This is a genomic window from Alicyclobacillus sp. SO9 (assembly GCF_016406125.1).
Taxonomy (GTDB): Bacteria; Bacillota; Bacilli; order Alicyclobacillales; family Alicyclobacillaceae; genus SO9.
Window position 1 is genome coordinate 47423 of record NZ_CP066340.1, and the last position, 19868, is coordinate 67290.

Annotated in this window: 24 protein-coding genes; 19 read left to right on the plus strand and 5 right to left on the minus strand. The window is 45.7% G+C overall.

Annotated features, from left to right (window positions below; all coding sequences use genetic code 11):
* Nucleotides 1-34 precede the first annotated feature (34 nt).
* The 7 genes from GI364_RS24585 (at nucleotide 35) to GI364_RS24615 (ending at nucleotide 3384) form a co-directional block, all read left to right on the plus strand.
* Nucleotides 35-850: a ParM/StbA family protein gene (locus GI364_RS24585; RefSeq protein ID WP_198854214.1), complete on the plus strand. Its 816-nt coding sequence runs from the start codon at nucleotides 35-37 to the stop codon at nucleotides 848-850.
* The gene (locus GI364_RS24590) at nucleotides 831-1091 is read left to right on the plus strand and encodes a hypothetical protein (protein ID WP_198854215.1); all 261 of its coding nucleotides are present in this window, start codon (nucleotides 831-833) and stop codon (nucleotides 1089-1091) included. The genes GI364_RS24585 and GI364_RS24590 overlap by 20 nt, the downstream gene beginning before the upstream one ends.
* 102 nt (nucleotides 1092-1193) lie before the next feature.
* Nucleotides 1194-1679 (plus strand): hypothetical protein, encoded by a 486-nt coding sequence (locus tag GI364_RS24595; protein WP_198854216.1) that lies wholly within the window; start codon nucleotides 1194-1196, stop codon nucleotides 1677-1679.
* Complete coding sequence (locus GI364_RS24600; RefSeq protein ID WP_198854217.1) at nucleotides 1655-1882, plus strand: hypothetical protein; 228 nt, start codon at nucleotides 1655-1657, stop codon at nucleotides 1880-1882. Before GI364_RS24595 ends, GI364_RS24600 begins: the two co-directional genes overlap by 25 nt.
* Before the next feature lie 219 nt (nucleotides 1883-2101).
* Nucleotides 2102-2446: a hypothetical protein gene (locus tag GI364_RS24605; protein WP_198854218.1), complete on the plus strand. Its 345-nt coding sequence runs from the start codon at nucleotides 2102-2104 to the stop codon at nucleotides 2444-2446.
* 175 nt (nucleotides 2447-2621) lie between these two features.
* Nucleotides 2622-2840, plus strand: coding sequence for a hypothetical protein (locus GI364_RS24610; RefSeq protein ID WP_198854219.1), 219 nt, complete (start codon nucleotides 2622-2624; stop codon nucleotides 2838-2840).
* 334 nt (nucleotides 2841-3174) lie between these two features.
* Nucleotides 3175-3384, plus strand: a complete 210-nt coding sequence (locus GI364_RS24615) for a hypothetical protein (RefSeq protein WP_198854220.1) — start codon at nucleotides 3175-3177, stop codon at nucleotides 3382-3384.
* A 238-nt stretch (nucleotides 3385-3622) separates the two neighbouring features.
* Here GI364_RS24615 and GI364_RS24620 read toward each other — a convergent pair whose 3' ends face one another.
* Nucleotides 3623-5410: an IS1634 family transposase gene (locus GI364_RS24620; protein WP_198850960.1), complete on the minus strand. Its 1788-nt coding sequence runs from the start codon at nucleotides 5408-5410 to the stop codon at nucleotides 3623-3625.
* Nucleotides 5411-5823: 413 nt separating this feature from the next.
* Between GI364_RS24620 and GI364_RS25595 the strand changes: the two genes are divergently transcribed.
* The 3 genes from GI364_RS25595 (at nucleotide 5824) to GI364_RS24630 (ending at nucleotide 7663) form a co-directional block, all read left to right on the plus strand.
* Nucleotides 5824-6075 (plus strand): FxLYD domain-containing protein, encoded by a 252-nt coding sequence (locus GI364_RS25595; RefSeq protein ID WP_370541874.1) that lies wholly within the window; start codon nucleotides 5824-5826, stop codon nucleotides 6073-6075.
* A gap of 115 nt (nucleotides 6076-6190) precedes the next feature.
* Nucleotides 6191-6937, plus strand: a complete 747-nt coding sequence (locus tag GI364_RS24625) for a hypothetical protein (RefSeq protein WP_198854221.1) — start codon at nucleotides 6191-6193, stop codon at nucleotides 6935-6937.
* Between the two features lie 60 nt (nucleotides 6938-6997).
* The gene (locus GI364_RS24630) at nucleotides 6998-7663 is read left to right on the plus strand and encodes a DUF6338 family protein (protein WP_198854222.1); all 666 of its coding nucleotides are present in this window, start codon (nucleotides 6998-7000) and stop codon (nucleotides 7661-7663) included.
* An 884-nt stretch (nucleotides 7664-8547) separates the two neighbouring features.
* On the opposite strand, the gene istB is transcribed toward GI364_RS24630, so the two are convergent.
* Together istB and istA are read right to left on the minus strand one after the other, a co-directional pair.
* A complete protein-coding gene (istB, locus tag GI364_RS24635) occupies nucleotides 8548-9324 on the minus strand; it encodes an IS21-like element helper ATPase IstB (RefSeq protein ID WP_198854223.1) in 777 nt (258 codons plus the stop codon).
* Nucleotides 9324-10793 (minus strand): IS21 family transposase, encoded by a 1470-nt coding sequence (istA, locus tag GI364_RS24640; protein WP_198854224.1) that lies wholly within the window; start codon nucleotides 10791-10793, stop codon nucleotides 9324-9326. The genes istB and istA overlap by 1 nt, the downstream gene beginning before the upstream one ends.
* A gap of 573 nt (nucleotides 10794-11366) precedes the next feature.
* On the opposite strand from istA, the gene GI364_RS24645 reads away from it, so the two are divergent.
* Together GI364_RS24645 and GI364_RS24650 are read left to right on the plus strand one after the other, a co-directional pair.
* Entirely contained in the window at nucleotides 11367-11516 is a 150-nt protein-coding gene (locus tag GI364_RS24645; protein ID WP_198854225.1) for a hypothetical protein, read from the plus strand.
* 75 nt (nucleotides 11517-11591) lie between these two features.
* Nucleotides 11592-12059: a Rha family transcriptional regulator gene (locus GI364_RS24650; RefSeq protein WP_198854226.1), complete on the plus strand. Its 468-nt coding sequence runs from the start codon at nucleotides 11592-11594 to the stop codon at nucleotides 12057-12059.
* A gap of 1316 nt (nucleotides 12060-13375) precedes the next feature.
* Here GI364_RS24650 and GI364_RS24655 read toward each other — a convergent pair.
* On the minus strand, nucleotides 13376-13567 hold the full coding sequence (locus tag GI364_RS24655) for a hypothetical protein (protein WP_198854227.1): 192 nt from the start codon (nucleotides 13565-13567) through the stop codon (nucleotides 13376-13378).
* Nucleotides 13568-13745: 178 nt separating this feature from the next.
* Here GI364_RS24655 and GI364_RS24660 point away from each other — a divergent pair, with 178 nt between their 5' ends.
* The 7 genes from GI364_RS24660 (at nucleotide 13746) to GI364_RS24690 (ending at nucleotide 18995) form a co-directional block, all read left to right on the plus strand.
* Nucleotides 13746-14780, plus strand: coding sequence for a hypothetical protein (locus GI364_RS24660; protein WP_198854228.1), 1035 nt, complete (start codon nucleotides 13746-13748; stop codon nucleotides 14778-14780).
* Nucleotides 14781-14857: 77 nt separating this feature from the next.
* Nucleotides 14858-15265 (plus strand): hypothetical protein, encoded by a 408-nt coding sequence (locus tag GI364_RS24665; protein ID WP_198854229.1) that lies wholly within the window; start codon nucleotides 14858-14860, stop codon nucleotides 15263-15265.
* 328 nt (nucleotides 15266-15593) lie between these two features.
* Entirely contained in the window at nucleotides 15594-15962 is a 369-nt protein-coding gene (locus tag GI364_RS24670; protein WP_198854230.1) for a hypothetical protein, read from the plus strand.
* 130 nt (nucleotides 15963-16092) lie between these two features.
* Nucleotides 16093-16701: a hypothetical protein gene (locus tag GI364_RS24675; protein ID WP_198854231.1), complete on the plus strand. Its 609-nt coding sequence runs from the start codon at nucleotides 16093-16095 to the stop codon at nucleotides 16699-16701.
* A 17-nt stretch (nucleotides 16702-16718) separates the two neighbouring features.
* A complete protein-coding gene (locus GI364_RS24680; protein ID WP_198854232.1) occupies nucleotides 16719-17048 on the plus strand; it encodes a hypothetical protein in 330 nt (109 codons plus the stop codon).
* A 136-nt stretch (nucleotides 17049-17184) separates the two neighbouring features.
* Nucleotides 17185-17736, plus strand: a complete 552-nt coding sequence (locus tag GI364_RS24685; RefSeq protein ID WP_198854233.1) for a hypothetical protein — start codon at nucleotides 17185-17187, stop codon at nucleotides 17734-17736.
* A gap of 359 nt (nucleotides 17737-18095) precedes the next feature.
* Complete coding sequence (locus GI364_RS24690) at nucleotides 18096-18995, plus strand: DUF6788 family protein (protein WP_198854234.1); 900 nt, start codon at nucleotides 18096-18098, stop codon at nucleotides 18993-18995.
* Here the strand turns inward: GI364_RS24690 and GI364_RS24695 are convergent.
* Nucleotides 18992-19834, minus strand: coding sequence for a tyrosine-type recombinase/integrase (locus GI364_RS24695; protein ID WP_198854235.1), 843 nt, complete (start codon nucleotides 19832-19834; stop codon nucleotides 18992-18994). The two genes, GI364_RS24690 and GI364_RS24695, sit on opposite strands and share 4 nt — an antisense overlap.
* Nucleotides 19835-19868: the final 34 nt, after the last annotated feature.

A 19868-nucleotide genomic window follows, 5' to 3' on the forward strand; every position in this document is an offset into this window, starting at 1 on the left:
GTCACTGAACTATCCAGTGACAGGGGTGTTGTCAGTGTCAATACGCTTGATTGCCGTAGATTCGGGTCGAAGTAGTACAAAGGTTGTGACAGACGGTGCAAGAGACTGGTTCCCGTCCATTCTTGGTGAGTATCGCGATCTGAAGTTAGAGCGTAAGATGCAACGAACGGATTTAGTCGTTGGTTACGCTGGCCAGCGCTATTACGTGGGAGATGTGGCCAAGGATGAATCTGTATCTGGAGCGCAGCTGATGATTAGTAGTAAGGCCCATATGGACACGAAGATATTTGTGCTCACAGCGCTGCATCGTGTGCTGCCGAATAAGTCTGCAGTGTTCCTGGTAACCGGTGAGCCTATCAGCAATCATCAAGCCGGCGAAAAGTTACGTATGAAGCAGTTGCTGCTGGGCAGTCATGAGATAGCCGTCAACGGTGAGACGAAACAGTTTGATATCGTTCGATGCGAAGTAGCAGCTGAATGTGCAACAGCTGGATGGGCTATGCGCCGGCCGGGACGGTATCACATCGTAGATTGCGGAAGTCGAACTGTGAACTTTGCAACGATGGAGAATGGGCGCTGGATAGACCGAGTAAGCGGAAGTCTGGACTATGGGCTGGAGACGGTGCAGAACATCAGCCTGTCCATGTTCTCTCGTATGACCGTAGCGGAACTGTCCAGGCGTCTTGGAACGTTGGCACCTATCGTATTGATCGGCGGTAAAGCATCGCAGCTGCAGGAGTACTTTCAGCAGTACACAAGTGATGTCGAGGCAGATGAAGACGCCTATTACCGCAACGCTCAAGCGTTCTATGAGTTGGGGGTGCATGCCCTTGAAACCGCAAAAGCGTAGCAGCAAATGCTCTATCGTCAATCGTACAGTCAGCTTTAATATCGAGGATCCATATCAACGTGCACTCCTGGAACGTAGCCAACAACTGACCAACTTCAGCGCAGCCGTGAAACGGTGGCTCGCCGGTGAAACCACTCCAAGCGTCCAATCATACCAATCAACGAACCCCACACTGCAGCCTCACCAGCCAGTACATGAACCAGTCCCTGACGACTTCGATCCAGTCAGTGCATTGTTCTAGCACTAATCCCTGACCGCACGGAGTAGAGGAGAAGACCTTGCGACTCTGCGAGTGAATCGCGGGCCTATTTGGCGAACTTCCGATTGAAAGAGGGGATATCGGTTGAGTAGAAGTGATAAGAAAGTCGGTGTCAGTGTGCATGTGCTGAATGGGGTGTACGAGGTTGTCCAGGACGTGAGTGGCCATCTGAACGGCACACTAGGCGAAACAGGCCGCCTGCTGGCTCTGACGGCCGCAAATGACGTTCCTACGCTGAATCGGATGGCTCCATACTTCTGGCGTTCATTAGAGCACAGAGAGGCGGTGTGGCCGGGACACGATGACTATAAGGACATACGACACCTGATTGCACCTGTCGGAAAGGCTGTACAACGTCTGTACGTCCGTTTCATGCCATATGAGATAGAAGACATAGACCGTATTGCTTTTGCGCTTGGAAAGCAACGTGCCCATGCTGTGGCTGCGCTGTTGACGATGGCAAGTAAAGATCTGCGTGTGATTCAACTCGTGGCACCACAGTTTCAGTTCCGGAGTCCATACAGTCTGAAAAGGGGGTCCTTCCTATGGGCGTCTTCTCCCAAAAGGTAGTCGGAGTGGAGCGCATCATCTACCAGCGTGTTCGTGGAATGTGCGAAGAAGTGTATTACCTGGAGAAAGGCGACTATCCAGAGCGTTGGGAACTGGATGAAATGACTGAGAAAGCAATCGCGAAGATTCTTGACGAGTATGTACGGCAGCACTTTGAAGAATCGACAAGGGTGGCTGCGCAGATGTTTATTGAGAGAAATTGAAGAGACGACCACGGATTTTTAGAAGTTCATTTAGTTTTTCAAGAAAAATTGCAGCCCTCATCATATATTATGTGAGGCTCGTTCAATGAAGGCCATCATGTTAAAAGGGGGAGAGTGACAATCTCAGTGATAATGAAACGATTCAGCACCAATTACAACTAACAAGCATAGTATGTAGATATGTTTAATTAACATTTCACAGAAGGAGGTAGTATTTAATTGAGAAAAACAGCAAAAAGTTTTGACTTGCCGGGCGGCTGCGTAATTGAATCCAACGAGGACATCACTATGTTTACTCCGGATCAAATGATACCAAATATTGATCCTTCCCTAGCAAACTACAGAACGTCTGCCGGCGATATGTGGCTTGTAGGTGGGAACACACTAAACGTGACGTGGACTTCTCCTGACGGAGCAGCTCATGAATGTATTTATTATTGTAACGAAGGAAAACTCTTCACGATGTCTGGTGCTATGTTCGGGGTTCCTGAATTACCATATACCGCAGATACTGACCGGGGAAGGATTGAATTTGGATCAAATAAAAGAATTGTTATCTTGTAGGTTCTAGGCGATGGCTGGGGCAGTTGACACTCTTGAGCCTATACCACGGCCGCTTGTGCATTCAGGCGGTCAATTTTTTTGAGTCACTTAAAACTCGCTGCAGAGCGCATGGGATGGGATGATTTCGGAAATCGTGGTATGATTACGGCAATTACTTAGGCAGGAGTTGTCCAGTATGGATCCAGAACTCAAAGAGTTTTTAACCAGGCTCGAAACTAAAGTAGACCAACTCTCCGATAAGATAGATGAGACGAAGAAAATCAGCGAAGCGCTCCGTCACGGCCAGGAAGTTCTGGAGGCGAAAGTGACTTCTGTTGAAAAAGCCACGGAGTATTTCGCCGAGCGCATTGGCGTTCACGATAAGGAACTATATGTACTTAAGAATGTAAAATGAAATGAGCCTCACCCTAAAAGGGCTGCCTTATGGCGGTCTTTTTTTGTATTCTGCGAAGCGTGCGAAAGCGCAGGATAAAGAGTGTGTACACACTCTCTAAAAAGCCTTACCAGGCTTGAATTTTCAATGTACATGGAATCGCTCGAGCATGTACACAAATACGGAGAGTGGCGGAATAAGGGGATTAACCATGTACAGGGTCGCTTTGTCTGAATGGTATAGCGATAATTGAATCTTATCACTATACATGAGATGGATAATTTATTATATTCATACGATTTCTCAAGAGGACATTCAAGGATAATGTGTAATGATTTGATAGGGGGAGATAAATGTGGAAAATAAATATTGGTCTGCAGAAGTTATTGACACGATAGAACATGATGGTCTCACCTACGTCGGATATGTCCTCAGCATAGATGATATTACCGTAGCCGGAATCGATATAGTCGGTATTGAACACCACGAAGATACAAGTAGATCATTTAGGAACAGAATGGATGGTGAGAATTGGGTAAGAAAGGAGCTTGGTAACGTAAAGTGAAGTGGTCTATTTGGGATGTATATGCATCGATCTATATCAGGGGAAACGAGGAAAGTTAATTTAGAAAGTCTCAGTTAAGACAAATTGGTCGAGGGAGGCTTACATGTGTGAAAAAATCTAATTTGGTTTTATCTCATCCTTGACAGCACCCTAGACCCCGCAAGGGATTGTAGGGGGGATTTTGCCCTACAGCACAAATAGCCCCAAACGGATTGGGGCCGTAAGGATGGGATTCTCGTTAAACGAGTGTGCCTGAAGACGTGTTGCGTAGTTGGATTGCCTTGGCAGGAAGCGGGATACCCAGTGCCTTGAGGACCTCGCTTAGGTTCTGTGGTGGCGGTGGAACGCTGAGGAATTCTTTCCCGAGAAACTCGGCTTTCATCACGTGCCAACGCGAGAGGTCTTTCATGATTCGCTCGCCTGTGTACCAACGGTCATTCAGTTCCTCCAGCCGTTGCTCGCGCTCGTCTGCGTTGGTCATCTGCTCTGCTTCTTGCTCTTGCTGCGCCCACCCACGTCGGTACATCACTTGGATCTCTTGCTCGAACAGATAGGCAAGTACGCAGACGAAGATGTGCCCGCGCACACGTTTTTCATTCCAGTGGTACACCGGCCCTACATCCAGGAAGTTCTTGATCTCTCGAAAAGCCCGCTCTACGTTCATCAACGTTTTGTAGGAAGTAACCACCTGTTCGGCAGGGAGCAACGTGTTGGTCTTAATCACAAACTTTCCGTCGCGTAAGGCTTCTTTGGCGAGGGCCGCCTCATTCCATGTGTAGGAGAGCTTCTGTTCACTGAACTCCACCTCAAGGAACCCCTGTACACCTTTTTTGGTGAGGATGTCACTGACTTTGAGCATGATGGACTGTGTACTTGCTTTTCGCCCGCGATGGGGCTTGTCCAACCACGTCTGGTAGTCCACCAATGCCTGTTCCGCTTCCTCCAATGCCGATGTGCGGAAGGCTTCATCCGCCTTCGCCTTCAGCGGATTGTAGCAGAGAATATAGCGCGCATCTTGCCCTTTCTCATCGTCTTCCACTGCAGATGCGGGCACTTCGAGATAGCTGAGATTTCCGCGCAGCTCAGTGTAGAGAGAGAGGTCACCGTACTGTGCCAATAAGGTGTCGCTAACCACGCGGCCACGTTTGTGGTAGCCCACAATATAGGGATACTCAAGCGCCGCCAACAACTCCGTGTTCTTTTTCGTGACCATACCGCGGTCTCCGACGAACACACATTGTTCAACGGAGAAGTCTTTCTTCAAACGCTCCAGAACTTCCTTGACGGTCTTTTTGTCCGGCGTGTTTCCCGCAAAGACTTCATGGGTAATTGGCAACCCATCCGGAGTCACAAGCAGACCCAGCTCGACCTGTTCCAGGTCCGGCCTGTGGGTTCGTGAATATCCATGCTTGCCAATTGGGCAGTGGTGGCCACTGAGGTGCGTACTGGTCAGGTCATAGAGTACAAGCGATAAACGAAAGTTCAAGAGGTCCGTGAGTCGTTGATAGATAAATGTCTCCAGTTCGGGCTTCATATCCATCAGGTGATCCAGCGCACGATAGAAATGTTGCAACTGCCAGGATTCACCTTCCTCCTCCGGAAGATACATGTCCTCAATCGTATGAAACAAATCCAACTTACTAGACGGATTCATCAAACGGTTACAGACCATGGCCTTTACATAGCGAGCTACGTCAAAGGTGACCTGACGGTCTTTGAGTCCGGTCTCTATCGCCTTGGTCAACCCAAGCTGATCCCACAAAAATTGAACCACGTAGGGAACGCCAAAAGAGAGGGTCGACTTGGGGTCAAAGTCCTCAATCGAACCAGAGGTACGGTTCTGTAGGAGCGATTCAAGGGTACGAATAAACTGCTCAATCTCTTGCTCAGAGTAGTTATCGATGTTACCAAGACTGGCAATCCGACGCTTTTTAACGGTTTTTCCCTCGCGATAGGACTCAACAATATGCATATACCTGTAGGTACGACCATCGGGGCGTTTTGTGGATACAACTTGTGCGAACACTGGGCTCACCACCGCTCATAATATTACCTACAATTATACAATATAAATACTTTTATAACAAGGAAAAAGTTATCCACTGTCCAAACACATTTTGACCTACATTTTTGAGCTCAAAACACAACTTATCAACAGAAAAACCGCGCAACGGCGCGGCTTCGGGATACTGATAACCTACTTTTCCACAGCTAAACTGTCAAAGATGAGTTTTATCTGTTGTCGGACTAATTGTTCTTTTTGGGGCAACCGCGGGTTTTTATTATTACGCAACTCACCCTCACGTCTATAAAGTCACAGGAAAAGGTGAGTTCCAAGCAAGTTTTACAGTTGGTAGCTTTAGCTTTACCAATCTGAATGAACAAACGGGCGGAAATGCAAACCTCGGTAGCACTTCCAGCTCTTCTGCAAACGCATATGTGGGCGCAGAATCCCATCTTCAAGGCATAATACATAACAATACTGCTCACACACTTTATATAACCAGTATCAAACTTGAATGTTTTGACAGTCAACATAAATTGTTAGGTAATGTTAAGAGCAACTCAGATCCAATAGTGTTAGCGCCTGATGGCCAGCATGAATTTAATATTACGGATAACTCTTCTGGAATTCCGTTTAGTTTTCATCAAGTGGCTAATGCAAGTGCATATGTGGAATATCACAAATAAAATTACTGGAGATAGGTAAGTAGGCCATTTTTCATACCTATACGTGGAGCGTTGAAATTGAATAAGGCAACGAGAGTAAGCTTTAGTCCCGTTGCCTTGTGAAGGTGGGGTTAAAATGAAAGGACATTTATATACAGCTGAGGAGTTGGTTAAACAGTTAAGGCCACAAAAACTAACGCAGAAACTATGGAGATATATGGATTTCACTAAATTTATCAATATGTTAAGTGAGCGTGCATTGTATTTCCCACGTGCAGACTTATTTAACGACCGCCGAGAAGGCCTTCCTCCTCCTCGAAGTTACCAACGAATCGAACAAGAATTAAGTACATTACCATCGCAAATAACCAAAGGGCACATGGAAGAATACCTCGAATATCACGAGAAGATTCGAAGATTGGCTTATGTCAGTTGTTGGCATATGAATGATGACGAATCTTTTTCCATGTGGCAAGCCTATGGCGCACGTGAAAACGGCATTGCAATACAGACTACATATAAGAATTTTGAAAAATGTTTTCAGCAGTATAATGGGGATTTTATACTAGGAAAAATGCTCTACTTGGATTATCAGACTGATGAAATCACGCCATCAAGTCATGTATTTCATTTCTTTCAAAAACGTAACTATTTTAGCTCTGAGAAAGAATTTCGTGCGGTATTGTTTAACATGAGAAAACAAGATGAATCCCTGGGATATCGCTGGACTGAAAATGGAGTCTACGTTCCAATTGACTTGCGCCGATTGATCAAAAATGTCTATATTCCACCATTAGCCCCAGACTGGTATTTCAACACAGTAGTTGCTACTCTAGCGAGATTTGGACTTAAAACGATACCAGTACAGAAATCAGGCATATAGAAATAAAACATTGGATGATATGTGGAAATACAATCATTAGAAATTTAAGTGAGGTGATGTGTGACGAAGAATAGTATATTTTCCACAATTCTCTTTGTTCTCCCAGGGATCTTAATGATGACAGTTGCTGATCACTTTGGAAAAGCTTCTGCAAAAAAGATGTCGGATTACGAAAAAACATTATTCGGAATTGCGTGGAGTGTCCCAATCATGCTGGTTGTCTGGCGCTTATACGTATGGATACTACGACCGCACGTGGGACTTCAGACATTTATACTCGGGCTGTCACCTAAGTATCATGCAATTTGGTATCTTGGAACGGCATCTATTGTTGCGTTGATAGCGGGATATATGTATGGGAAACTGGGTGTCTCACTTGTGGAGTTCCTGATTAATTTGTTACGTGGTAAAGACTCGTTTAGTTATTCCACATCGGTGTGGGAAACATTTTCCGGAAATCGTGAAGAAGCATTAATACGGGTTATTAACTTAGCAAATCCAACACAACCGTATTTAGGGACATTGGACCGCTGGTCTACTTCAACGGAATCTGAGAACGGGCTACTTCTAAAAAATACAGACGAGATGGTGCGACTGAACAAATATCTGCGTTACCCAATAAGAACGTACTACAATACAGCAACAAATACAGTATATGAGTATTTTACTTTGAATCAAGAAAAAGAAGCACTTAAAAAATTGCGGGCGGACAAAGGGTCATCTTAATCCGCCCATACTAATTCAATTGTCTTCTTGAGTATCACTCTCTGTGTCCAGCTCCCGAATTTGCTCCGAAATTCTGTCTGATTCCTCTGTATGCTTTCCCCGGCTTTTCTCAAAAGTGTCTTCGTGTTTCACTTTTCGTTTTTCATTTTCCCCAGGCATCATCATACCTCCCATAAAATAAAAAAACTTACAAACTTACAGTTTATAATACACGTTCTACTACATACTTTGTAAAAATTAAGGCTTAACTTAGTCTCACTCTCACCACACTACCAGCCCACTCCTACACTCAAGTCCGATATTGGCAGCAGCGTTATCGGTAAACAGTGAGCCCTCTTGAATATAGCGTAGCACCATTAAAACACTGTGGTGTCCTGTTTCCAAGGACGTCGCTATGGCACGGGAAGATTTTAAAACAGTGCCGATTAGTGCGAAACGTACACGCATTCGCAGAGTTGACTTTCTGGAATGGCTGGTACGGCTATCCGGATAACTGAGAGTAGATGTAGAGATGTAGCAAGGCACAAGTTTAATATTATATCACGAGGAAGCCGATTTGTTGTAGATAATCCCAGTAGTTGCAAAACGTTAAGTCATACCACTTGAACAGGAGGTGACGACATGCAAGCAGAGACTAAAGAAAGAGTGGTATTCAGCGAAGAGGTATCGGCTGTGTTCGTCAAGCGAAATGTTGACCACCTTGCTAACCGAATTATTGACCACCCTGAGTAGAACTGCTCCGGCTATGAATAGACTCTCGTAGCCAGTGTTGTCAAGTGTCGAGTTACTTGTTGTTAAAAAGAAAGAGCGTCTGTGCTTGCATCGGCTCGTTCCTGGGATACTGTATTGTTTTCACTCTTCTCACTAGAGCCCTTCTGCCATCCTCATTGTTCCACCCCCGACACAGTCATCTGTTGTCGACTCTGGCTCTCTCGAAATCTAAAAGATTCCCCCTCAAACAGTAGAATATGAGAGTGATGAGTAAGCCTGTCCAACAGCGCTGTTGTCAGCGTTGCATCATGGAAAACGTCTGTCCAGCGGGCGAATTCAAGGTTCGTTGTAATCAGAAGACTCCCCTTTTCATAGCGATGCGCACAGAATTGAAACAGCAATGGTCCGCCTTGTTCTAACGAAACGTACCCGAGTTCGTCCAAAATGACGAGGTCAAACTTGTCCCAAGTACGCAGGTATCGAGGCAATCTGTACTCAGACTCTGCCTGCAGAAGTTCTTGGATAAGCTGCATTACAGAGATGAATCGAACACGGTAGCCTGCTGTAATCGCAGCCATACCAAGCGCAATCGACATGTGCGTCTTGCCCGTTCCAGAACCACCCATGCAAACAACATTCTCTTTATCTCGAATAAACTGTCCCTCAGCGAGACCTACAATCTTTGCTTTAGGCAATGCTGGTATAGCTGAGAAGTCGAAATCCTGCAGCGTCTTTTGAGCGGGAAACTTGGCTTGCCGTGTGTAAGTTAGCAATCGGTTCTGTTGCCTGGATGTAGCTTCTTCGGAAAGGCAGGCTGAAAGAAATTGAAGGGCTGAGTGGTTCTTGTCTATCGCCTCTCTCGCTAATGCTGCATAGGCTTTACGCAGTCCTGGCATTTTCAGTTCCTTGCAGTGAATATCAATCATGGCGCTGTAAATTTCCTCACTCATTAGTGAATCACCCGTTTCGTCAGGGAATCGTATCGTGCAGGATTCTGTTTCATCGTCCGAAATTGTTTGAGTTCATCTGGCACCGTGAATACAGAGGCTGCGGCGTCCATAGGGAGGAGCTTGGCACGGATTTGATCGGCGGTGACGACATCTGGACCAATGTCTTCAATGGCACGCAATATGTCCTGGGGAGAAAACGTCCGATGTAGTTGTAGAATCGCAACAAAGTCTTTGTACCCATCCATACGGGTTGCTGTCATTCTACGACGGATACGTTGGTATACTTCTGGTAATTGACGGACAACAGCGGCGTGCGTGGCAGCATGGGGCTTGTAGGCTAAGACGGGGAGGTAATGGTCTAATTCCAGAAATGTCTCATTCCTATCGTGGCAACGGACGTGCGTGGCTACCACTCTCTCCCGGTCCAGCACTTCTATGCGCTCGGCGTATGCCATGAGCGTCAAAGTCTTGCCCACATAGATGCTGGGCACAGAATATCGATTGCGTTCAAAGTTTACGAGACAGAGTTTGTTTACAACCACAGGATGGGCTGTGGCACAACGATAAGGGTGTGTGGGAAGCGGGCGCAGTGCCAACTGTTCCTGCTCCCACTCAGACCAGCGCTTGTCTCGCTGTTTGGTGCACCAATCTAGAAGTTGGGCGTTCAGCGCATCTAAGTCCGGTACGTCTGGAACTGGGACGCAAGTGTTGCGACGAACATAACCGACGCTGTTTTCTACGCCTCCCTTTTCATGTGGCTCCCCGGGTCGGCAGAAGTCACTGTCAAAGAGGTAGTGTGCTCGTAGACTGGACAGAAGCTGATGTTCCTCTCTCAAAGGTCCCGCTAAGATCTTCGTGACTGCAGTCTTGGGATTGTCATAACGGACATCCCCAGGCACGCCCCCGAACCATTCAAAAGCCAAGCGATGCCCTTCTAAAAACGCTTCCAGTTTTTCTGTGTGAAAAGCATGAGCAAAAGGAACACCACTACTGCGCATCCGCATGACAAATATACAGACTTTCTTTGTCTCGTTGCCTAGTTTTATAACAACATGACCAAAGTCGACTTCCGCTAGTTCGCCCGCATCAGCTGTCAGTGGAATAAAGGCTTCTTTCTTCTTATTGCGGATACGAGCTACCCAGTGGCGGACGGTGGATTCAGCAGCAGTAAACTCCTCCGGATACTCCTCTTTAAGGCGTTCATGAATTCTGGCTGATGTATGCCGCTGCTTCTTTGGGACGCTAGGCGCTTCATCTTCACGCAGCCAAGTTTCAATGATTGGTAGCCATTGTTCCATCACCGGACGAGGACGAGGCTTCGTCAATGTGTACTGTGGAATCTCCGAATTTTTCAACATCTTACGCACCGTTTGGCGAGCAACTTTACAGCTCTTACTAATTTCCCGAATAGACCAACCCTCAACATAGTGCTTTTTCCTGATATACTCTTTATCGACCATCCCGTACATTCCTTTCCTCCTGTCCGCCTAACGTTACCCAACTACAGCGTACAGGAACTGGATTGAGGGGTGGTCAACTTTTTGGTTGTCAAGGTACCTCCACGTGGTCAACTTTTATATTAGCGAACACATCGGCCCTTATCATTCCGATCCTCCTCCGTGGATTAGCACGCAGGAGAAAGCGTCTGGCGCAGCAAGCGCGGGAGCAGAGGGAACAGGAGACTAGTAGCCGCATAGAATAAGTGCTTTGGTATCCTAGAAGGATTCGCTAAAATGGTTGGTCTGAGGGCCTCAATTTTATTCAGAGACATCAAGGAGTATATTGCCATTCTTACTCAGACCTCAAAATTGGGGGTTGATCAATTCTTCACCGCAAGTAGGTATCAAGCAGGTACTTGCAGACGTTACCTTCGCTATAATCCCCGCATTAATATGACATGGGAAAAGGCAGCGTGTATAGGTGTACGCTGCCTTAACCACAGTTACCGCAATATTTCTAAATGGAGGCAATGCAAGAATATCGAACTTCATGTAACCCGTCGATAATCTTCTGTGTGAAGAATTTACGAAAGGAGAATTGGAATGACTGAGTGTGAACGACTAGGCGTTCATTGCACCAACGAACCAAGCGAAGAAGCGCTAGATAATTTTTGGAAGATCGCAGCTCGTATCGCGATGAGATACGCAAAAGAGGAATTACAGCGTGAACGAGAGATGAAGCAAGAAGCCTAACAACTGCATAGGGTACGTGCTTCGGCACTACCCGAGGAAAAAGTTAGACAAGCCTATGTGAGAGGAGATGCAGTAATGAACGAACGCAGGATTGTAGCACGCGGTGGCAAATTTGTTGCAGATAGTCGGGAAGTTGCAAGAGTGACGGAAACGAGACACCACAACCTCATTGCAAAGATAGACGGCTTTGTAAAAGTCCTTGTTACTGACCTTAACTTTAAGGTGAGTGACTTCTTCCTCGAAACGAGTTACCAAGACACCACCGGACGTACCTTGAAGCGCTACGACATCACGCGCAAAGGTTGCGACATGGTTGCAAACAAGACGACCAGAGGGAAAGAGAGTTGCAACTCAAGCCTACGAGCAATGAGCTTTTCCCCGATTCTGGGGAGAAGTGATATGGCCATGTGGCTGAGACATTGGCGGTTCCGCTTTTTGCGTATTCGCGATGAGTCCAGCTTTGGATCCACCTGTTCTATTGCTTATGGAACTATTACCCATTTCGGTGGTCCCATTTATCGCAGGAACAAGAGAGAGTTGTGATTCCATCAGAAAACAATATCAGTGTAACATGACTGTAATAGAAGGTTCTTATACTCTAAATCAGTAAGTGAGTTCGCTCACATTTGACCCCCTTATGAAAATATATATTACGTTTACGCCGCCTTCATGGGCGGCTATTTTATTGGCGCAGCAGATAAGCAGGTTACAAAGGGTGATAACACTTCAGGTGAGTCCAGCTTTGGATCCTCCTCTTCTATCGTTGATGGAACTCTACGCAATTTGCGTATGGTCGCGAGGAGAGAATTTAACCGTGGACAAATTGACGATGGTTGCATCAAAAAAGGACCCGAAGGTCCCGTGATGCACAATATATGTCACTGGCCAAACTCCGCTTTAATCCGGCTTGTTGCACCTCTAATTCCATTAAAGAGAACAATGCCGGATAGGATTGCTGCAAACGCCATGATCATCTGCATCTTCTATCACGCCCCAATGTTCTGTTCTAGCAGACGCCCCACCTTCGCATACTGCCGCGATGACCACAGATGTCATCTCACCTATCCATGTAAGTCCCTTTTTGGAAGAATTAAGGATTAAAGAAGAGAGACCTACACTAGGTCTCTCTTTTGTACACAGTCACAGTGAAAATGTGTTGTTTACGATGAATATGACTATCGATAAAGGGTGATCTGACGGACTATGAGGTAGATCTAAGGCTATTTGTGGTGGAACCACGGTTATTTTCTGGATCGAATTTGGGATCTCCAGAAATATAGTCGGAGGTGATAAAAATGCACATTGTTATTAATGTGGCTTCTCTGACAATATTGTTTCACCACATCACTATTGTTGTGACGATTTGCAGACCATCCAAGAAGAAGTAATTAGCAATAATTGAACTGTTTGTTTTCCGCAAGTTAAAAATGCAGAGAAACGCGGCGTTAGAATTCCCAGTAATAAAACGCTATATCTATCTGTGCTAAGGAAGTTGCTTGAGATGGAGCCTCTGCGATCGTATATAGGTTGGAAGGACTCACGGCTTCAGAAACTCAGAGGCTATCACGCTCGCGCCTCCCTATCAAGCGCGCGTAAAATCGGGAAATACGCTGCCGCATTTCTCTGCAAATCATAAATGTTTTTTCTTCATGGGTGGATACGCAGGATTATGACATCGTTTGTAATCCTTTTGAGCACTTGTTTATCGGAGCCATACTCTCGATGGGATTTAATATTGCTCATTTAGGTGTAGGACTTGCAAAAGACCCCAATCCCTAGCGCAAAATCTTCTCCTTCTCATTCGCCTGCGTAAGTTGATCAGTCAACGGATCATCGTTACAAATCAAGGAAAATCGTCGTCACATTTGCGATATCCGGTATCGAACGCTTGTCCTATCAGGTGTAACCATCCAGGCGTCCTCTCGGCTAATGGACTCAATCTGCACTCTGCTTCTTTTCGCAAACTTCTGGATGGCCGCTTCAAGTTCTTCTGTTATCGGCAGCGTATAAACCGTTGGATCGCTGTAGACCTGGTAGAACGAGTAGCGCATAGGATTCCCTCTTTCACAAGCGCATGGTATCGCGTCCCAACAATAGCGCAATCTTTCTATTCCATTCAACTGCGTTCAATTGCATGTATAATGCAAAGGCTTTTAGGGTGGAGTAGAATAATGGATATTGTGGTAAAGGGTGTTTTAGACGTAGGAATATAGAGAGGGATAATGGCCTTTGAATAAAATTGTTATGGGAATAGTTGTTACTTGTACATTGGGTCTATCGTTGGGGCTGTCCGGTTGTGATCCTTTAAGTTCACAGGTATCTAAGACAACAGCCGCTAACCTCCCGGCCGGCTATAAAACAAAACCAATGGTCTCAAAGGATTTGGGAGGGCAGCTATTCCTTGGCGTGTTCCGTCCTTCCAAGGGAGGGAATGCAGACACATTGATCGCTGCAATTTACAAAAAAGGTAAAAAAGGTCCTAGTATCTTGTCGTCACAAGATTTACCTCAGACCGGTTTTTCAGACGGAACCCCAACTCTAAAAACATATAGTTTCAATGGGTTTAAAATGCCTGTTGTACTTTGTGCATTAGGGGGAATGGCCCCAAGCAATCCCTATTCTGCAGACGTTTTTGTTGACTCTAATGGACACGTGTTTTCAGATGGCTCATATACGATGGGCACCTATTCGGGGATGAAATCGATTAGTTCGAAAATGGCTAAAGCAGTTCAACCAATCAGTGACCCCGGTTCAATGCAAGGGATTGCGCTTTTTGACGGAACAAGCGCAAGGCTTCTTCGATACAGTCCTAAAAATCACTTAGCAATGACAGATTCGATTAAACAACAAAGCCAACTTATACCACTTGAAGAAAGTAACTCTCCTTACATAGAGGTCTCTTTAACTTTGAACGCCAACGGAGCTCCATCCTCGATATCGGATGTATTAGGGACTTTTCAAAATCAGTCCAAGGATCCAACTACAGGGCTGACAACCATTACAGTGAAATCAGGTACGTCTGTAGCCATTAATACCGAAAGTATGTTAAATGCTACGATTTATAACGATCTACAAGGCCCCGGGGGCATCAGCAATGTTGTAGGCAACAGGGCTGTAGGTAGATTTTTGCAGGGGCAATTCATAGCCGAAACAGATATTCAATCATCACTTAAAACAGGACCGCTTAAGCCTGGAGAATATCGATTCTTAGTAGAGAACAATAGGGATAGTTCATTTATACAATTTATCGTACATGTAGAATAATCGACACCATTCAATTGCATGAATCGGTTAACTTGTTTAACGCCCTAAAGAGCGTTAATTGAGACAAGGACGGATGCATGATGCAAAAGTACAGTTGGAAACTAGGGTTAGGAACATTCATCGTATTGGCCTCCTTTTTTTATTGGTACGACCATCGTCCTCAAAGATTCGAGCAGCGGTTTCTTAACTTTATCCCCAAAAATGAAATTGGTGCGCCTCACAACATGAAGTACCTTGTCGAACATGATGCGGGCGATGGAGGCTATTATAAGTCCAACGAACTACCTGGAAAAATCGTTGTCACACCAGGTTCGAACGGAAGTCACCTGATTAATTGGACGCTCCCTTCTCCCACCCTCGGGAAAATCACCTATAAATTCGAGCTTGAGAAAAATGGATTTCTTACCGCTAAAAACACATGGTCAAATCAACTCATGGGCAAGTATATTCCTTCTAGCGCTATTCCTACCAATTCCGCGTCCTAATCATGGTGTCTTCAATTTTGGACTGAAAAAATAAGATTGGGGAACCGCAATAGATTCAGTTTTTCCACTTCATGTATCATATGGTCAAGCACTGCACTGTGTGTACCTTATGTACTCCGATGTAACCGAAATCCTCATGAAATCGCACATCCGACTATTCCGACACCCCCTATGGGGGCGCGCAGCTTCTTGGTCATCCTTACTATTTGGACGGTCTTATGGAGGTTGCACGATGTTTAACAAGGTAAATAACATTGTAAAACAACCCGCATAAGCATATAGTTAATTATAAGGTAAATAACATTGTTTATAGAATGGAGAACAGCACATGCCACGTCCAAAGAAAGATGTTGCGGATCGTCGTGACAACCGAGTCACGGTTTATCTGTCAGATAGCGAACATGCAGCCTTGAAAGATGTTGCTGAACGCGAAGAACGCAGTATGACACAGGTGCTAACGCAGGCATTAAGAGATTGGCTGATGCGGCTCTTAGAACCGCCTGAGAGCCTTCGTAAAGCGCGCATGGAGAAGATTATGGAGGAACAATCGCTAACCGTACGCGGTTATATGTGTTCCCGTGGACATGTCTGGTGGGTTGATTGGATTGAACCTATGGATCCAAGACGGTGCCCAATGTGTGGCTCTCAGGAAAACCTTCGGAAGACATGGAGCGGAACTGTAAAACGTGGAATCTAAGTGGCGAAAGGGATGTGCAACGGCTGATTGAAATTAATGATGCATATCGGACAATTACGGAGAAAAGCGAATGAAAATACAGGGTTTCTCTAATGATTTAGGTGAATCTGAGAGCCAAAGGAGTTGCAGCATGGGCGGATATGGATCAGGATACCGAGGCAATAGTCGAAGGACAACAGGAGAGTGTCTCTCCATCGACGTGAACCGGTTTAATCGTGCGAACGTGTTACAGGACGGCATTGGCTTTGTTTGGGGGTGGAAGGCTCCACGCACACCAAAATTGACTGTCACAGTGAGTGGCGACGAATTGACGTTAGAATACGATACTCATATACGTGGCGTGAAGGAGTCTGTAAAGGAAACCGTCGCTATCAGTCATACCATTTGCAACTATGGAGGGGGCAGGCCGTGGTTCAAATGCCCTGGATGTTTTTCACGTGTAGGCAAACTGTATTTACATGATGGCGCATTTCGTTGTCGAGAATGCCACAACCTCACCTATCAAAGCTGCCAGGCCACGCACGACCCAACTAGAGAGACGATGGAAGGTGTCAAACGTATCCGGCGCAAGATGGGCGCGGAAGGAGATATGATTTATCCAAATGCACCGACACCCTGCAGACCAACAGGCATGCATACGAGTAAATATAATCGGTTGCGCCAGCAGCTGATGCAAGCTGAACAAACTTATCAGGATGCCTTTACCAATGGCGCTGAACGCATCCTAGGGATTTCATAAGGGAGGGTAAAGAACAGATGCATTTGGTACGGCGCCATGTGGCACGAAAGAAGAGACGCTATCGCACGTATCTGTACATTCGCCGGTCGGCATACAAACAGGTTCGAGTGTGTCCGGACATTCCGCTTGGACGTATGGATCGAAGAGAACCGAAGCGAACAGTGCAGATGTGGCTAGAGGATAGCGACAACCTACCGGATTCCCTACGTGGAAGATTGACGAGGGAGAACGTTTTGAACCTATACGCAGCAATTCTAAATAGTGAAAACTGGTCACTTCTTGATCGTTTTAATCCTCAGCGTACTCCAAAACAAGATCCACGAGTCGAATGGAGCGATACCAAATGAAATGTTCGAGGACGCAGGCTTGTAGAGGAAAACGGATAACTCTTTAGGAAAATGAGCAAATAAACCTGATTTGTATTCATATGGGTTATCATTATGGCATATAAAACGTTAGAACTTTGAATGCGGGGTGTTTACGATGGGGTGGTTGTATTTTGAGTTAGTAGATATGCTCGTTGTAATCTTTTTAATTTGGTTTGTTGTTCGTACGATAAAAAAGAATAGGATACCAGGGACTCCAGAGGAAAGGAGACAGAGGCAAGAAAAAGCTAAGGCTCAATTAAGAGTGATCGGCCACGATCTAAAATCCTCATTTCGAGACATGCTGGCACTTACGCCTGGATGGGTTAGATTGTACTATATAACAGGCCTTCCGAACGTGAAGAAGGGTTACATCAGGGTACAAAAGAGCACACGCCCTCAAACGATTGTGGTCGGCAGAAATGAAGTGAAAGTTACCGGCGTACAATGGGTCGAACAATCAAAAAGAAGTCTTGGTCGTGCAGCATTGGATGCCGGGTTCGGAGATTTAGTCGGAGATCTTCCTGGAGCCGTCGTCGGCGCGTTAATCGGTGGAAGACGCAGAAACAATTCAGTGTCGGTCATGACCACGGAATTGAACGGAATAGAGATGAGCGTCTATTTTAGGACAACACCCAAAGAGCATCAGAAGTTAGTCTCGTTGCTCTGATTCGTCTACCGAACCGAACGGAAAGAAACTGGCTGCCCCGGCATTGGAACCAGGGCAGTATGACCGTTACCCGTGTAACTGAAAGAAGACAATGAGAACGGATAGGATTGCGACGAGTAAGCTTAACAATTCATAGTTTGGTCGTTTCAAGTTTATAACCTCCTACTCAGAACAATGTTTCCTCCCCATATTCTTAATATTTGCGATAGCACCCCAGTTTAAACATCAATCGACAAAATGTGATATTTGATTTGATGTACGAAATAGAGAAATGTATATAAGATTAAAGAGCGTTCTTGTATGTTCTTGTGAGGAATGTCTATACTAGTAACACAAGAAACACACAAGGGGCTTATATTATGGCTGTGCAGTACGAAGGCTGGAGTATCGTCGCTCAATATCGAAAGTGTGGGAAACAAGGATGTAAGACCTGCTCAGAAGGTCCCGGGCATGGTCCTTATTACTATGGGACTAAAGTCATTGACGGTCGTCGGCGTAGCAAATATTTTGGTAAGACGCTTCCTACTGACGATAACTCACAAGACGACATACAAGATGTAGCTGTCCTGCAATCTAAGATACAGAGCTTGGAACGTGAGAAGGAGCAATTTCTAAGACAAGTTCGGGATTTAGAAGAAAGATTGTCTGCATATCAGAACCGGTCGAAGGTTAATCAACAGCACTCATCTGCAATTGATACTGTAGTACAAGTGGAGATGCCTGCATCTGTGCATTCTGTTAGTCATATAGAAATGAATGATAGTGGAGAATTGAGTCGGGATCAGATAGAGATGATATGGAATGAGGAATCATCACAGGTGGAAGCTACGCAGGAGGTGCTGAGCCAAGCACACAACAGTTACATTAATGGCCTGTTCAGGAACACACAAGATAAACATACAAGATTGAATCAGAGGGGTGGGAACCGTCCCTTTGTATGCCCATTTCGTTCTGGCGGCCGGGGTGGTCATCGTACGTTTGGAAATGCGGAGCGCCTAGTGAGAACTGCTGTACCGTGGTTAATTGAGAATGTATCGAAGCAGCAGGCCACGAAGTATGACATTGCGTCTCAAGCGGAGAGAAAGAGACAAGGGTATCGCAATCGTTATCAAGCTATGCCGTTAAACCAATTGCAGGCCCTACAAGATAAAATGCGTAGGTCTGTAGAATCTGGAAATGCTGTCGGTTGGACTATGAGTCTGTCGGAACTTGAGCAGCAGCTGAAGATGATTGAGAAAGTGATTGCCGAGAAATCTTAAGAGAACACCTGTTCAATGGCCTTTTCTAATTCTGCTTGTGTGGGCTTACTATATCGACGCGTTACGTTGATGTCGCTATGTCCGGCCAATTCAGCCACGGTAGAAATATCAACTCCGGAACCAACCAAGTCATGGCAGAACGTGTGACGCAGCTGATGAGGATGTACACCATGTTTAGATAGCATGTACTGGACTGTACGCACACTAATACGTTTACGCTCGTTGGACATAAATAACGCGGTATTCTTATCTCCCCGAGATTCTAAGTACTTGGATAAGTGATGACGTGCCTCAGCTGATAGTGGCACTTTACGAGCAATATTACCCTTACCATGCCGAACAATTACCTGGCCGCTACGTTCGTGTATCTCGACATCCTCAACGTCTAACGCGCAGAGTTCGGAAATTCGCAGGCCGGTATGAAGCAACATGTATGCAATGGATATATTCCGAAGGTTACCGTCTCGTTCTATCTCCCTCAGTAGGCGGTTCTTGTCATTACGCTCTAGAGACTTTGGGGCGACATTGTTCTGCTTTCTGAATTCCGGAACACGGATGTTCTCAATGATGTCTGAACGCTTGAGGAATCGCGCAAATACACTGAGGGCCGCAAAGGTTTTCTGTATGGTCGAAGCACTCCGGCCAATTGAGTCCAGGTGATTTATGTAAGACTGGATGTCATGTCTCGTTAGGTTGTTAATGTCGCCTTCGTTTTGCAGCAGCCATTCATTGAATTTACAGAGGGTGTTTGTGTATGTCTTGGCTGTCAATTCACTTCTGCCTTTCTCGATCTGTTCCTCTCGAAAACGGTCAACGACTTCTACGCAATAATTTTTCAAGGTTATCGCCCCTCAAATACTGCCTTTTCATAAT

What these genes read in the sequence shown, in the direction of transcription:
- GI364_RS24600 (WP_198854217.1), top strand. Translation starts at nt 1,655, where the DNA reads ATGGGCGTCTTCTCCCAAAAGGTAGTCGGAGTGGAGCGCATCATCTAC.
- GI364_RS24610 (WP_198854219.1), top strand. Translation starts at nt 2,622, where the DNA reads ATGGATCCAGAACTCAAAGAGTTTTTAACCAGGCTCGAAACTAAAGTA.
- GI364_RS24625 (WP_198854221.1), top strand. Translation starts at nt 6,191, where the DNA reads ATGAAAGGACATTTATATACAGCTGAGGAGTTGGTTAAACAGTTAAGG.
- istB (WP_198854223.1), bottom strand. Translation starts at nt 9,324, where the DNA reads ATGAGTGAGGAAATTTACAGCGCCATGATTGATATTCACTGCAAGGAA.
- istA (WP_198854224.1), bottom strand. Translation starts at nt 10,793, where the DNA reads ATGTACGGGATGGTCGATAAAGAGTATATCAGGAAAAAGCACTATGTT.
- GI364_RS24645 (WP_198854225.1), top strand. Translation starts at nt 11,367, where the DNA reads ATGACTGAGTGTGAACGACTAGGCGTTCATTGCACCAACGAACCAAGC.
- GI364_RS24650 (WP_198854226.1), top strand. Translation starts at nt 11,592, where the DNA reads ATGAACGAACGCAGGATTGTAGCACGCGGTGGCAAATTTGTTGCAGAT.
- GI364_RS24655 (WP_198854227.1), bottom strand. Translation starts at nt 13,567, where the DNA reads ATGCGCTACTCGTTCTACCAGGTCTACAGCGATCCAACGGTTTATACG.
- GI364_RS24665 (WP_198854229.1), top strand. Translation starts at nt 14,858, where the DNA reads ATGATGCAAAAGTACAGTTGGAAACTAGGGTTAGGAACATTCATCGTA.
- GI364_RS24670 (WP_198854230.1), top strand. Translation starts at nt 15,594, where the DNA reads ATGCCACGTCCAAAGAAAGATGTTGCGGATCGTCGTGACAACCGAGTC.
- GI364_RS24675 (WP_198854231.1), top strand. Translation starts at nt 16,093, where the DNA reads ATGGGCGGATATGGATCAGGATACCGAGGCAATAGTCGAAGGACAACA.
- GI364_RS24680 (WP_198854232.1), top strand. Translation starts at nt 16,719, where the DNA reads ATGCATTTGGTACGGCGCCATGTGGCACGAAAGAAGAGACGCTATCGC.
- GI364_RS24685 (WP_198854233.1), top strand. Translation starts at nt 17,185, where the DNA reads ATGGGGTGGTTGTATTTTGAGTTAGTAGATATGCTCGTTGTAATCTTT.
- GI364_RS24690 (WP_198854234.1), top strand. Translation starts at nt 18,096, where the DNA reads ATGGCTGTGCAGTACGAAGGCTGGAGTATCGTCGCTCAATATCGAAAG.